This window comes from Geodermatophilus obscurus (genome assembly GCF_900115395.1).
GTDB classification, from domain to species: domain Bacteria; phylum Actinomycetota; class Actinomycetes; order Mycobacteriales; family Geodermatophilaceae; genus Geodermatophilus; species Geodermatophilus obscurus_B.
On sequence record NZ_FOWE01000004.1, the window covers coordinates 319859 to 333180 of the forward strand.

12 protein-coding genes are annotated in these 13322 nt (G+C 75.4%); 10 read left to right on the plus strand and 2 right to left on the minus strand.

Going from position 1 to position 13322, the window contains the following annotated elements; all coding sequences use genetic code 11:
• Positions 1-174: 174 nt before the first annotated feature.
• The 5 genes from BM165_RS24250 (at position 175) to BM165_RS10160 (ending at position 5549) form a co-directional block, all read left to right on the plus strand.
• Positions 175-1263 carry a hypothetical protein gene (locus tag BM165_RS24250; protein ID WP_143108107.1) on the plus strand — a complete coding sequence of 363 codons (1089 nt, stop codon included), beginning with the start codon at positions 175-177 and terminating at the stop codon, positions 1261-1263.
• Positions 1264-1408: 145 nt separating this feature from the next.
• Positions 1409-2605 (plus strand): cell division protein PerM, encoded by a 1197-nt coding sequence (locus tag BM165_RS10145; RefSeq protein ID WP_075013388.1) that lies wholly within the window; start codon positions 1409-1411, stop codon positions 2603-2605.
• 102 nt (positions 2606-2707) lie between these two features.
• Entirely contained in the window at positions 2708-3310 is a 603-nt protein-coding gene (gene purN, locus BM165_RS10150) for a phosphoribosylglycinamide formyltransferase (protein ID WP_075013389.1), read from the plus strand.
• Positions 3307-4869: a bifunctional phosphoribosylaminoimidazolecarboxamide formyltransferase/IMP cyclohydrolase gene (gene purH, locus BM165_RS10155; protein WP_075013390.1), complete on the plus strand. Its 1563-nt coding sequence runs from the start codon at positions 3307-3309 to the stop codon at positions 4867-4869. The genes purN and purH overlap by 4 nt, the downstream gene beginning before the upstream one ends.
• A gap of 11 nt (positions 4870-4880) precedes the next feature.
• Complete coding sequence (locus tag BM165_RS10160) at positions 4881-5549, plus strand: pentapeptide repeat-containing protein (RefSeq protein ID WP_075013391.1); 669 nt, start codon at positions 4881-4883, stop codon at positions 5547-5549.
• A 33-nt stretch (positions 5550-5582) separates the two neighbouring features.
• Here BM165_RS10160 and BM165_RS10165 read toward each other — a convergent pair whose 3' ends face one another.
• Positions 5583-6206, minus strand: a complete 624-nt coding sequence (locus BM165_RS10165; protein WP_075013392.1) for a hypothetical protein — start codon at positions 6204-6206, stop codon at positions 5583-5585.
• Between the two features lie 103 nt (positions 6207-6309).
• Here BM165_RS10165 and BM165_RS10170 point away from each other — a divergent pair, with 103 nt between their 5' ends.
• Genes BM165_RS10170 through BM165_RS10185 form a run of 4 tightly spaced genes read left to right on the plus strand, consistent with a single transcriptional unit; the run spans position 6310 to position 9752 of the window.
• The gene (locus tag BM165_RS10170) at positions 6310-7170 is read left to right on the plus strand and encodes a bifunctional methylenetetrahydrofolate dehydrogenase/methenyltetrahydrofolate cyclohydrolase (protein WP_075013516.1); all 861 of its coding nucleotides are present in this window, start codon (positions 6310-6312) and stop codon (positions 7168-7170) included.
• Positions 7167-7466, plus strand: a complete 300-nt coding sequence (locus tag BM165_RS10175) for a DUF3017 domain-containing protein (protein ID WP_075013393.1) — start codon at positions 7167-7169, stop codon at positions 7464-7466. Before BM165_RS10170 ends, BM165_RS10175 begins: the two co-directional genes overlap by 4 nt.
• A gap of 53 nt (positions 7467-7519) precedes the next feature.
• The gene (gene mdh, locus BM165_RS10180; RefSeq protein WP_075013394.1) at positions 7520-8473 is read left to right on the plus strand and encodes a malate dehydrogenase; all 954 of its coding nucleotides are present in this window, start codon (positions 7520-7522) and stop codon (positions 8471-8473) included.
• A gap of 55 nt (positions 8474-8528) precedes the next feature.
• Positions 8529-9752, plus strand: a complete 1224-nt coding sequence (locus BM165_RS10185; protein WP_244274159.1) for an NADP-dependent isocitrate dehydrogenase — start codon at positions 8529-8531, stop codon at positions 9750-9752.
• Positions 9753-10687: 935 nt separating this feature from the next.
• On the opposite strand, the gene BM165_RS24740 is transcribed toward BM165_RS10185, so the two are convergent.
• Positions 10688-11731, minus strand: coding sequence for a CAP domain-containing protein (locus tag BM165_RS24740; RefSeq protein WP_244274160.1), 1044 nt, complete (start codon positions 11729-11731; stop codon positions 10688-10690).
• Positions 11732-11983: 252 nt separating this feature from the next.
• Between BM165_RS24740 and BM165_RS10195 the strand changes: the two genes are divergently transcribed.
• On the plus strand, positions 11984-13294 hold the full coding sequence (locus BM165_RS10195) for a hemolysin family protein (protein WP_075013396.1): 1311 nt from the start codon (positions 11984-11986) through the stop codon (positions 13292-13294).
• The last annotated feature ends 28 nt before the right edge of the window (positions 13295-13322 follow it).

The window sequence follows — 13322 nt, forward strand, 5'->3', positions numbered from 1 at the left end:
CGCCCCGGCTCCTCCCCAGGAGCCGGGGCGGTCGGCGTTCCCGGGGGCCTCCGTCCCGACCTGGTCACGATCTCGTCCCCCGTGGTGGGGCAGAGCGTGGCGAGGTTGCAGGCTGGGGAGCGCGGAGAGAGCATCCGCGACGCCGTACCCGACGTGACGAGAGCGAGTCGAACGATGACGTCCAGTCAGCCGCCGCAGCAGCCCGGGGTGCCCGGGCAGCCGGGGCCGGGCGGTCAGCCGGGGTACGGGCAGCAGCCCCCGCCGTACGGTGCGCCGCCGAGCCCGCCGCCGTACGGGCAGCAGTCCCCGTACGGCCAGCAGCCGCCCTACGGCCAGCCCTACGGCCAGCCGCCGTACGGCCAGCAGCCCCCGTACGGCCAGCCCTACGGCCAGCCGCCGTACGGCCAGCAGCCCCCGTACGGCCAGCAGCAGCCCTACGGTCAGCAGCAGCCCTACGGTCAGCAGCCCTACGGTCAGCCCCCGTACGGTCAGCCCTACGGCCCGGCCCCCTACGGGCAGCCGCCCCACGGTCAGCCGCCGCGGCAGGCCGGCGCCGGCTTCGACCTCAAGCGCCTCAGGCTCGCCGACGTCGTCGTCGCCGCCGGGGCGCTGGTGTACCTGGTGCTGGCGATCCTGCCCTGGATCGACTTCGACGAGGTCTACTTCTCCAGCGGCTACGACGTGAACGGCTTCTCGTTCTCCGGGCTGGTCACCCTGAGCTTCGTCCTGCTCCTCGGAGCCGCCGTCTGGGCGCTGCTGCCGGCGGTCACCGAGCTGCGCCTGGGCTTCCCCCGCAGCTGGATCACCGTGGGCCTGGCCGGCCTGGCGCTGCTGTTCACCCTCATCGCCTGGATCCAGACCCTCGGCTACGAGTTCAGCCTGGTCGGCCTGCTGGCCCTGCTCGTCACGGCGGCGGTCGTCGCCTTCGCCGTCCTCCGCCTGCTGCCGGAGATGCGCACGCAGCCGGCCGTGCCGGGCGGGCTCGCCGGCGCCGCGCAGTGGGCCGGCCAGCAGGTGCCCCAGTTCGGCTCACCGTCCGGCTCCGGTCAGCCGGCCTCCCCGGGTGGGTCGACCGACCCCGGCCGGTCCACCGACCCGGGCCCGTACGGACAGCCGGACCCCTACGGCCGGCCGCAGGGTCAGCCGGGCCAGCCCTACGGCCGGTCGCAGCAGGACCAGCAGTACGGCCGGCCCGCGACGCCGCCGGCTCCCGACCCCGGCCCACCCGGCGGGTCCACCGCCTCCGGCCAGGGCCACTCCTGACCCCGGCACCCTTGCGTCCCTGACGGGGACGCACCCGACCCGGCGAGGGCCGGCGGCACCCGCCGCCGGCCCTCGCCGGCGTCCGGGGACCGGTGCCCGGCGCGTGCGACCGGCATCCGAGCGTCCGGCTTGCGACAGTGGGGACGTGGTCTCCCTGCTGGCGCGTCTGCCCCTGCCCGGGCAGCGGGTCCCCGGCGCCCGCGGGACCGCCTACCCGGTCGCCCTCGCCGCCGCCGCGACGGCGGCGGTCACCCTGCTCGGCCTCGTCGGGCTGGGGCTGGCCGTCGTGGTCGTCCAGGCGCTCGACCCCGCCGGCGGCCTTCCGGTCGGTGGCTCCACCCGGGTCGGCGGGCAGCTGTGGCTGCTGGCCAACGGCGGCGGCCTCGTGCTCCCCTCGGGGCCGCTGGTGCTGGCCCCGCTGCTGCTGACCCTCGCCGTCGCCTTCGGGCTGGCCCGCGCCGGCCGCGGCGTGGCCCGGGTCGTCGAGCCGCCCGGGGCGGGCGCGGCCGGAGTCGTCGTGGCGGCGGGGACTGCCACCCACGTGCTGCTGACCGTCCTGCTGGCCCTGGCCGTCGACGGGCCCGGCGCGCGCAGCGACCTGCTGCGCTGCGCGGTCGGCGCCGCCGTCCTCGCCGGCCTGGCCGTCGGCTGGGGCGTGCTGCGCGAGAGCGGCCTGTCCGACACCGTCCTCGACCGGCTGCCCGGACCGGCCGGGGCGGTGCTGCCCGCCGTCCTCGCCGGGCTGCTCACCGCGGCCGGCCTCGGCTGCGCGGTCGTCGCGGTCGCCCTGGCCGCCGACACCGCCGGGTACGCCGCCGTCGCGGGCTCCGTCGGCGGCTCCGGCGCGGGGCTCCTGGGCCTGCTCGCCCTCGGGGCGCTGCTGCTGCCCAACGCGGCCGCCGCCGCGCTGGGGCTGGCGGCCGGCCCCGGGTTCTCCATCGGCGCCGCCACCGTGGTCTCGGTGCACGGCGTGAGCCTCGGCCCGGTCCCCGCCCTGCCGCTGCTGGCCGCCCTGCCCGACACCCAGGCGGTCCCGCTGCTGGCCTTCGCGTCCCAGGCCGTGCCCGCCCTGGCCGGCCTGGTCACCGGCACGGTGCTGGGCCGCCGCATGACCGACGACGACGGCGGCACGGTGTCGGCGGGGCTGTGGGGCGTGCTCGCCGGGGTGCTGCTGGGCGTCGCGTCCGGCCTGGCGGTGGCCGTCGCCGGCGGCTCGCTGGGCGACGGCGCGCTGGCCGACGTCGGCGCACCGCCCGTGGCCACCGGGCTCGCCGTCGCCGCGCAGGCCGGCATCGCCGCCGCCCTGGCCGCCGCCGTCGCGCGCTGGCGCTCCTACGACTGAGGGAGGACCCCCTCGCCCCCTCTCGTGGGCGGCCCTCTCGCAGGGTCCCGCCGCGAGCGTGCGAGCGGTGGGGGGCGAGAGGGCCCTTATAGGGTCGGCGGCGTGCCGGCCGCCGTACGTCCCGACCGGGCGCGGGTCGTGGTGCTGCTGTCGGGCACCGGCTCGCTGTGCGCGGCGCTGCTGGACGCCGCCGACGACGACGGCTACCCGGCCGAGGTGGTGGCCGTGGGCAGCGACCGCGACGCCGCCGGCCTCGAGCACGCCCGCCGTCGCGGTCTGCCGACCTTCACCGTGCGCCTGCGCGACTTCCCCGACCGGGCCGCCTGGGACGACGCGCTCGCCGACGCCCTCGCCGCCCACCGCCCCGACTGGGTGGTCTCCGCCGGGTTCATGAAGATCGTCGGCCCCGCCGTCCTGGCCCGCTACGAGGGCCGCCTGGTCAACACCCACCCCGCGCTGCTGCCGGCCTTCCCGGGGGCGCACGCCGTCCGCGACGCGCTCGCCGCCGGGGCGAGGGTCACCGGCAGCACCGTGCACCTGGTCGACGCCGGGGTCGACACCGGGCCGGTGCTCGCCCGGCGCGAGGTGCCGGTGCTGCCCGGCGACGACGAGGACCGCCTGCACGAACGGATCAAGGCCGTGGAGCGCACGCTCCTGGTGGAGACGGTGGCGCGACTCGTCACCGGGACGGAGGAGCCCCAGTGACCGAGACCCAGCCCGACCGCGTCCCCGTCCGCCGGGCCCTGCTCGGGGTCTACGACAAGACCGGCGTCGAGGAGCTCGCCCGCGGGCTGGCCGACGCCGGCGTCGAGCTGGTCAGCACCGGTGCCACCGCGCGGCGGATCGCCGACGCCGGGATCCCGGTCACGCCGGTCGAGCAGGTGACCGGCTTCCCCGAGTGCCTCGACGGGCGGGTCAAGACGCTGCACCCGGCGGTGCACGCCGGCATCCTCGCCGACCGCCGCCGGCCCGAGCACACAGCGCAGCTCGACGAGCTGGGCATCGCCGCCTTCGACCTCGTCGTGGTCAACCTCTACCCCTTCACCGAGACGGTGGCCTCGGGTGCCGCGCCCGACGAGTGCGTCGAGCAGATCGACATCGGCGGCCCGGCGATGGTCCGGGCGGCGGCGAAGAACCACCCCTCGGTCGCGGTCGTCGTCGACCCCGCGCGCTACGGCGACGTGCTCGAGGCGGTGGCCGCCGGCGGGTTCACCCTCGTCCAGCGGCAGCGGCTCGCCGTCGCAGCCTTCCGGCACACCGCGGCCTACGACGTCGCCGTCGCCTCGTGGATGGGAAACGTGCTCGCCCCCGACGACGACAGCGGGTTCCCCGCGTGGGTCGGCGCGGCGTGGGAGCGCGCCGACGTGCTCCGCTACGGCGAGAACCCGCACCAGCGGGCGGCGCTCTACCGCAGCGACCGGCCGGGGCTGGCGCACGCCGAGCAACTGCACGGCAAGCAGATGTCCTACAACAACTACGTCGACACCGACGCCGCCTGGCGGGCCGCGCACGACCACGACGACCCCTGCGTGGCGATCATCAAGCACGCGAACCCCTGCGGGATCGCCGTCGGCACCGACATCGCCGCCGCCCACCGCAAGGCGCACGCCTGCGACCCCGTCTCGGCCTTCGGCGGCGTCATCGCGGCCAACCGCGAGGTCGACCTCGCCATGGCCGAGCAGGTCGCCGCCGTGTTCACCGAGGTCGTCGTCGCGCCGTCGTTCACCGCCGACGCCGTCGAGGTCCTGACGGCGAAGAAGAACATCCGGCTGCTGCGGCTGCCCGAGGCCCCGCCGGCCGCCGTCGAGCTGCGGCCCGTCAGCGGCGGGCTGCTGCTGCAGACCGTCGACCGCATCGGTGGCGACGGCGACGACCCCACCACCTGGACGCTGGCCACCGGCGAGCCGCTGGACGCCGCGGGCCTCGACGACCTGGTGTTCGCCTGGCGCAGCGTCCGCGCCGTCCGCAGCAACGCGATCCTGCTGTCCCACGAGAAGGCGACCGTCGGCGTCGGCATGGGGCAGGTCAACCGGGTCGACGCCGCCCGGCTGGCGGTGACGCGGGCGGGGGAGCGGGCCGCGGGCTCGGTGGCCGCCTCCGACGCGTTCTTCCCCTTCGCCGACGGCCTGCAGGTGCTCCTCGACGCCGGGGTGCGCGCGGTCGTCCAGCCGGGCGGGTCGGTGCGCGACGAGGAGGTCGTGGCCGCCGCGCGCACGGCCGGCGTCCCGCTGTACCTGACCGGGACCCGGCACTTCGCGCACTGAGGAAGGACCCCGTGCCCCCCACCCCTCGCAAGCTCGGCGCGGGTCCCCACACGGGGCCACGACCGCACGTCCAGCCACCGGAGGACGGCGCCGAGCTCACCGGCGCCGACCTCGCGCGCGTCGACTGGTGGGGCGCCGAGCTCGAGGGCGTCACCTTCACCCGCTGCCGGTTCGACGACGCCGACCTCACCGAGCTGGTCACCCGGCGCTGCGTGTTCGACTCCTGCGTCCTCACCGGTGTGCGGATGAGCGGCTCGCGCCACCGCGGCACCGCGTTCCTGTCCTGCCGGTTCGACCGCGCCCGCCTCATCGACGTCGTCTGGGACGGCTGCAAGCTCACCGGCTCGCACTTCCCCGGCGCCACGCTGCGGCCGCTGAGCAGCACCGACTCCGATTGGAGCTGGACGTCGCTGCGCGGGGTCGACCTCTCCGGCAGCGACCTGTCCGGTCAGCGCTTCCGCGAGGCGGACCTGACCGACACCGACCTGCGCGAGTGCGACCTCACCGGCGCCGACCTCGACCGCGCCAAGGTGCAGGGGACGAGGCTGCACGGCAGCGACCTGCGCGGGGCGGCCACCGAGGCCTGGCCGTGGCGCGGGGTCGACCTGACCGGCGTCCGGATCGACCTGACCCAGGCCGTCCAGGTCGCGGCCGCCCACGGCGCCCTCGTCGAGGGATGAGAGCCCCGTGCACTTCCGCGGAAGTGCACGGGGTCAGCGGTACTTCCGGCCCGTCAACAGGGCCTTGAGCGCGCCGAGCAGGCCGAGGACGCCGACGGCGCAGGCGAACCAGAACCCGAGCCCGAACGCGGAGGGCTGCCACTCCTCGGCGACCAGCGGGACGACCACCGCCGCGATCGCCAGCCCGCTGACCAGGAGCGCCAGCAGGCCCAGCAGGCGGTGCGAGCGGGCCGGCAGCCACATGAGCACGCCCAGCAGGAGCAGCACCCCGCCACCGAGGACGACGGCGAGCGGCTGCCAGAAACCGGAGTCGACGAGCGTGCGGAAGCCGCCGCCGAACTCGTCGAAGCCCCGGCGGACCAGGTCCAGGCCGATGTCGGTGGTGCTGCCCAGCCAGCGCAGCGCCAGGCTCACGGCCGCCGCGATCCCGGCCAGGATGAGCAGCAGCCCGGCCAGCGACGCGGGGCCGCGGACCGCGACCGGACGGGTCGAGTAGTCCGGCTGCGTGGGCGAGCCGGGCCCTCCGTACCCGTAGGAGCCCGGCCCGGCCGCCGACGCCCCGCCGTCCACCGGCGCGAGCCCGGGAGTGGTCTGTGCCCGCCAGTCGCCCGTCTGACCGGCGGGGATCTGCTGGGTGTACGGGTCGCGCTCGGTCATCTGCTCTCCTCGCCGGGCCGGCCGGGCTGACCCCGGGTGGGGCACCGCCGCGAGCGTAGGGCCGCCGCGGCCGGTCCGGGGACGCCTCCGGCAGACTGTGCGGGTGCCCGCGACGATCCTCGACGGCAAGGCGACCGCAGCCACCATCCGCCAGGAGCTCACCGTGCGGGTGGAGGCGCTGGCGGCCGCGGGGCACCGGCCGGGGCTGGGCACGCTGCTCGTCGGCGACGACCCGGGCAGCCGCTGGTACGTCAACGCCAAGCACGCCGACTGCGCGCAGGTCGGCATCGCCAGCATCCAGCGCGAGCTGCCGGCCACCGCCACGCTCGCCGACGTCCTCGCCGTCGTCGCCGAGCTCAACGCCGACCCCGCGTGCACCGGCTACATCGTCCAGCTCCCGCTGCCCCGCCAGGTCGACGAGTACGCCGTCCTCGAGGCGATGGACCCCGCCAAGGACGCCGACGGACTGCACCCGGTCAACCTCGGCCGGCTGGTCCTCGGCGTCGAGGGGCCGCTGCCGTGCACGCCCGTCGGCATCGTCGAGCTGCTGCGCCGCCACGACGTCCCGGTCGCCGGCGCGGAGGTCGTCGTCGTCGGCCGGGGGATCACCGTCGGCCGGCCGCTGGGCCTGCTGCTCACCCGGCGCAGCGAGAACGCGACCGTGACGCTGTGCCACACCGGCACCCGCGACCTCGCCGCGCACCTGCGGGCCGCCGACGTCGTGGTCGCCGCGGCCGGGGTGCCCGGGCTGGTCACCGCCGACGTCGTCAAGCCCGGCGCCGCGGTGCTCGACGTCGGTGTCAGCCGGGTCGACGGCAAGATCGCCGGCGACGTCGCGAAGGACGTCGTCGAGGTGGCCGGCCACGTGGCGCCCAACCCCGGCGGCGTCGGGCCGATGACGCGGGCGATGCTGCTGCGCAACGTCGTCCTCGCCGCCGAGCGCGCCGCCGAACCCGCCCCGTGACCCGGCCCCCGCTCTACACCCGGCGCCCGTTCCTGGCCGGGCTGCTGCGCCAGCTGCCGCTGTTCGCGGTGCTCGTGGTGGTCGCGGTCGGGCTGGGGATGATCGCGATCGAGCACTGGCGGCGCGGGCTGCTCGTCGTCGGGCTCGCGCTGGTCGGCGCCGGTGTGCTGCGCCTGGTCCTGCCCGTCCGGCGGGTGGGGTTCCTCGCCGTCCGCAGCCGGCCGGTCGACGTCGTCCTCATGGCGGGCACCGGGGTCGCCGTCGCGGTGCTGTCCGTCGTGGTGCCGGGCAGTTGAGCGTCCCGGACCGCGGCGCGCCGACCCGGGGCGCCGGGTCTAGGTTGGCGGCCATGGCAGAGCAGCCCAGGAACGGCAAGGTCACCGTCGTCGGTGCCGGCTTCTACGGCTCCACCACCGCCCTTCGACTGGCGGAGTACGACGTCTTCGAGACGGTCGTGCTCACCGACATCGTCGAGGGCAAGCCCGAGGGCCTGGCCCTCGACATCAACCAGTCACGCCCCATCGAGGGCTTCGAGACGCGGGTGGTCGGCGTCGGCGGGGGCTCCTACGAGGGCACCGAGGGGTCCGACGTCGTGGTGATCACGGCCGGCCTGCCGCGCAAACCGGGCATGAGCCGCATGGACCTCATCGAGACGAACGCGGGGATCGTCCGGCAGGTCGCGGAGAACGTGGCGCAGACGTCCCCGGACGCCGTCGTCATCGTGGTGTCCAACCCCCTCGACGAGATGACCGCGCTCGCCCAGCTGGCCACCGGGTTCCCCAGGAACCGGGTCATGGGCCAGGCCGGCATGCTCGACACCGCCCGTTTCAGCAACAACGTCGCCGAGGAGCTCGGCGTCCCGGTGTCCTCGGTGCGCACCCTGACCCTCGGCTCGCACGGCGACACGATGGTGCCGGTGCCCTCGCGCTGCACCGTCGACGGCAAGCCGCTGGCCGACGTGCTGCCCGCCGACCGCATCGAGCACCTGGTGGACCGCACGCGCAACGGCGGCGCCGAGGTGGTCGCGCTGCTCAAGACCGGGTCGGCCTACTACGCGCCCTCGGCGGCCGCCGCCCGCATGGCCCGCGCCGTCATCGAGGACTCCGGCGCCGTCATGCCGGTGTGCGCCTGGGTCGACGGCGAGTACGGGATCTCCGGCGTCTACCTCGGCGTGGAGGCCGAGATCGGGCGCGAGGGTGTGCGCCGCGTGGTCGAGGGGGACCTGACCGAGAGCGAGCTGACCGGCCTGCGCGAGGCCGCCGAGGCCGTGCGCGCCAAGCAGTCCGACGTCGCCGAGCTGTGAGCGACGTCGGCCGTCCGACCTCCGGCCCGAGGGGCCGGGACCGCATGAGAGGGAAATGTCTGACGTGAGCAAGATCAAGGTCGAGGGCACCGTCGTCGAGCTCGACGGCGACGAGATGACCCGGATCATCTGGCAGTTCATCAAGGACCAGCTGATCCTGCCCTACCTCGACGTCAACCTGGAGTACTACGACCTGGGCATCGAGCACCGCGACGCCACCGACGACCAGGTCACCATCGACTCCGCCAACGCCATCAAGAAGCACGGCGTCGGGGTCAAGTGCGCGACGATCACCCCGGACGAGGCGCGGGTCGAGGAGTTCGGCCTGAAGAAGATGTGGCGGTCCCCGAACGGGACGATCCGCAACATCCTCGGCGGCGTCATCTTCCGCGAGCCGATCATCATGCAGAACGTGCCGCGGCTGGTGCCCGGCTGGACCAAGCCGATCATCGTCGGCCGTCACGCCTTCGGTGACCAGTACCGCGCCACCGACTTCCGCTTCCCCGGCGAGGGCACCCTGACGGTGACCTTCACGCCCAAGGACGGCTCCGCGCCGATCGAGCACGAGGTCTTCCAGGCGCCCGGCGCCGGCGTCGCCCTGGCGATGTACAACCTCGACGACTCGATCCGCGACTTCGCGCGCGCCTCGCTCAACTACGGGCTCGCGCGCGGCTACCCCGTGTACCTGTCGACGAAGAACACGATCCTCAAGGCCTACGACGGCCGGTTCAAGGACCTCTTCGCCGAGGTCTTCGAGGCCGAGTTCCAGGACCAGTTCGAGAAGGCCGGGATCACCTACGAGCACCGGCTCATCGACGACATGGTGGCCGCGTCCCTCAAGTGGGAGGGCGGCTACGTCTGGGCGTGCAAGAACTACGACGGCGACGTCCAGTCCGACACGGTGGCGCAGGGCTTCGGCTCGCTGGGCCTCATGACGTCGGTGCTGGCCACCCCGGACGGCCGCACGGTCGAGGCCGAGGCGGCGCACGGCACCGTCACCCGCCACTACCGGCAGCACCAGCAGGGCAAGGAGACGTCGACCAACCCGATCGCGTCGATCTTCGCCTGGACCCGGGGGCTGGCCCACCGCGGCAAGCTCGACGGCACCCCCGAGGTCACCCGGTTCGCCGAGACCCTCGAGAAGGTCTGCATCGACACCGTCGAGGGCGGTCAGATGACCAAGGACCTCGCGCTGCTGATCAGCAAGGACCAGCCGTGGCTGACCACCCAGGACTTCCTGGCGGCCATCGACGGCAACCTGCAGAAGGCCATGTCCTGACGTAGGCGCTCCTGCGGCCCCCTCGCCCTCGGGTGAGGGGGCCGTTCGCGTTCCTCGGTGCGGGAGTGGGGCGATCACCTCGGCCCCAACGGGCCCTCGCCGACGGTGAGGGGCCTCTGGCCCGGGGTGATCACCACCTGTGGACGACGAGAGCGGCCGCGCGCCCTGCCCGGGCAGGCTCCGCCGGTGCCCGTCGCGCCCGTCCGACCCCCGGTGCTGCGCGGTCGCGTCTTCCGCGGCACGTGGGCCGTGGCGGCGGGTGTGCTCACGAAGGACCAGCTGCGGAGCAGCGCCTGGAGGAGGCTGCGCCGCGACGTCTACGCGGACGCCGCACTGCCGGTCGACCACCGGCTGCTGGCCCGCGGGGTCGGCCTGGTGATGCCCCGGTCGGCCGCGTTCGGCGGTCTCACCGCGGCGGTGCTGTGGGATGCACCCGAGCTGGCCACCGCGGAGGACCCGGTCGAGGTGGTGGTGCCACCCGGCACGCGGTGGACACCGGGTCCCGGCGTCGTCGTGCGGAGCGCCCCACTGGAGGGCGACGTCGTCCGGAGCGGGAGCTGGATGCGGTGGACCGGTCGGGTCCGGACGGCCGTGGACCTCGTCCGGCGGGACGGCTCGGACGAGGCGGTGGTCCTGCTCGACCGCCTGGTGTGCGCCCGGGTGGTGGACCTCGACGCCGTCCGGGCAGCGGTCGGTGCACTGCCGGGGCGCCTGGCACGGAGCACCGGACCAGCTGCCCCGGGACCGCCGCCGGATGAACGGCCTCATGGCCGCGGGGTGGCGCGCCCACTTCGTGACGAAGGGCGACCTACGCCGGCCCGACGTCCTGCTGGCCGACCTCGGACGGGCGCTCGCCGGGTGATCACCCCGGGCTCGGCGGGGCCCCAGGACGCCGGAGACCCCTCCCGAGCCGGGGTGATCACCGCGCTGAGCGGTCAGGCGCCGAAGAGCTGGGTCCACCAGGGGCCGCCGGGACCCTCGGCCACACCGACCCCGAGGGTCGACAGCGAGCAGTTGAGGATGTTCGCCCGGTGCCCGGGGCTGTTCATCCAGGAGTCCATGACGGCGGCGGCGTCGCGCTGGCCGTAGGCGATGTTCTCCGCCCGCGCGTGGGTGAGCCCCGCCGCCTCGGCCCGGTCGAAGGGGGACAGGCCCTCGGGGGTGTCGTGCGAGAAGTAGCCGCGGTCCCGCATGTCGGCGCTGTGGGCCCGGGCCACCGCGGCCAGCGCCGGATCGGCGCTCACGGCACCGCAGCCGGCCTCCGCGCGGGCCTGGTTGACCAGCTCGAGGACGGCGGCCTCGGTGCCCGAGGCCGCCGGAGCTGCGGTGCGCGCAGCCGGCGCGGGCACGGCCTGGGCGGAGGTCTGCGTCGGCGCGGGCGCCGCCGACGAGGTCCCGGCCGACGACGACCCCGCGGACGACGACCCCGCGGACGACGACCCCGCGGACGACGCCGCGGCCGACAAGGCCGTGGTCGAGGAGCCCGACGACGATCCCGCCGCGGGGGAACCCGCCGCGGTGGTGTCCGGGGCGGAGGAGCCCGCGGCCGTGGTGCCCGGAGCGGTGGTGTCCGGTGCGGTGGTTCCCGGAGCGGTGGTGTCCGGCGCCGCCTCCGTGGTGCTCGGGCCGCCCGCCGTCGAGGACCCCGGCGAGGACGCCCGCGAGGCGTCCGGCCCTGCGTCCGGCGCTGCGTCCGGCGACGCTCCGGTCGACGGCCCGCCGGCGGTGGTGCCCGGTGCGCCGGGGGCGGGGGTCGTCCCGGGCGCCACCGGCTCGCCGTCGACGCCCATCGTGACGACCCCGCTGCGCGGGGCGCTCGAGCCGGCCGACGAGGTCACGCCGGACTCGGCGGTCGACAGCCCGCCGCGACCCGCGGCCATCAGGGGGACGACCAGCACGATGCCCGCCACGGCCACGACGACCACGAGCACCGGCAGCGCGCGGCGGCCGGCGAGGGCCCGGGACAGTGGGCGCAGCACCCGCCCGCAGGCGGCGGCGAGACGGGCGGACGGCGGCGGGGAAGACCGGCGGTGGTGCACGAGCGACCTCGGGAGAGTCGACAAACAACGGAACGTGACTTCGTCGAGACTAACCGTAGCCAGAGATCAACAGACAGCCCGTGGTGACCGAGGTCACACCGGTCGTCACAGGAGCCCCGGCGGCACCGCGCCGTGGCCGGCCGGGGAGCATGGTCACCTCCGCCCGACCCGAGACCCGAGGAGCAGACCGCGGTGAGCGACGTCTGGCTCGACATCCTCCTGGTCGTCGTCTTCGTGCTGGTGGGTGGCGTCTTCGCCGGTGCCGAGATCGCGCTGGTCTCCCTCCGGGAGGCGCAGGTCCGCGCGCTCTCCGAGCGCGGCCGGCGCGGCGCCGCGCTCCGCCGGCTGCTGAGCGACCCCAACCGCTTCCTCGCCGCCGTCCAGGTGGGCGTGACGCTGGCCGGCTTCCTGTCCGCCGCGTTCGGCGCGAGCACGCTCGCCGAGCCGTTCAGCGACTGGCTGGTCGGCCGCGGCCTGGGGGAGGGGACGGCCGACCCGCTGGCGCTCGTGCTCATCACCCTGGTGATCAGCTACGTGTCGCTGGTGGTCGGCGAGCTCACGCCCAAGCGGCTCGCGCTGCAGCGCCCCGAGGGCTTCGCCCTGGTGGTGGCGCGACCGCTGAACACGATCGCGCGGCTGTCCCGCCCGGTCATCTGGCTGCTGTCGGCGTCGACGAACGTGCTCGTGCGGCTGCTCGGCGGCGACCCGAAGGCCAGCGGCGAGGCGATCAGCCAGGAGGAGCTGCGTGACCTGGTCGCCGCCCACGAGTCGCTGAGCAGCGACGAGCGCCGGCTCATCGACGAGGTGTTCCGCGCCGGCGACCGGGAGGTCCGCGAGGTCATGACGCCGCGCACCGAGGTCGAGTTCCTCGACGCCTCGACCACCGTCAGCCGCGCCGCCCGCCAGGTCGCGGAGTCGGGCTGGTCGCGCTACCCGGTCACCGGCCGCGACCAGGACGACGTCGTCGGCTTCGTGCACGTGCGGGACCTGCTGCTGCCCACCCACCCGGCCGGCCGGGCGGCCACCGTGGGCGACCTGGCCCGCGAGGTCAAGCGGCTGCCGGGCACCGCGGGCGTGCTGACGGCGCTGTCGGAGATGCGCCGGGAGAACCAGCACCTCGCGATCGTCGTCGACGAGTACGGCGGGACCGACGGCATCGTCAGCCTCGAGGACCTCATCGAGGAGGTCATCGGGGAGATCTACGACGAGTACGACGAGGAGGTCGTCGCCGACGCCGACGACCCGCCCGACGGCCCGCACGAGGTCGACGGCCTGCTCAACCTCGACGACTTCGCCGAGGTGACGGGCCTGCGCCTGCCCGAGGGACCTTACGAGACGGTCGCCGGCTACGTGCTGGCCGAGCTCGGCCGGATCCCCGTGGTGGGTGACGCCGTGGAGGTCGCGGGCCGCACGCTCACCGTCACCGGGCTCGACGGCCGGCGGATTGCACGGATCTCGGTCACCCGCGCACCCGAGACGGCCGACGAGACCGCGGAGGCATAGGAAGCGATCCCCACGTCCGGGGCCGGAA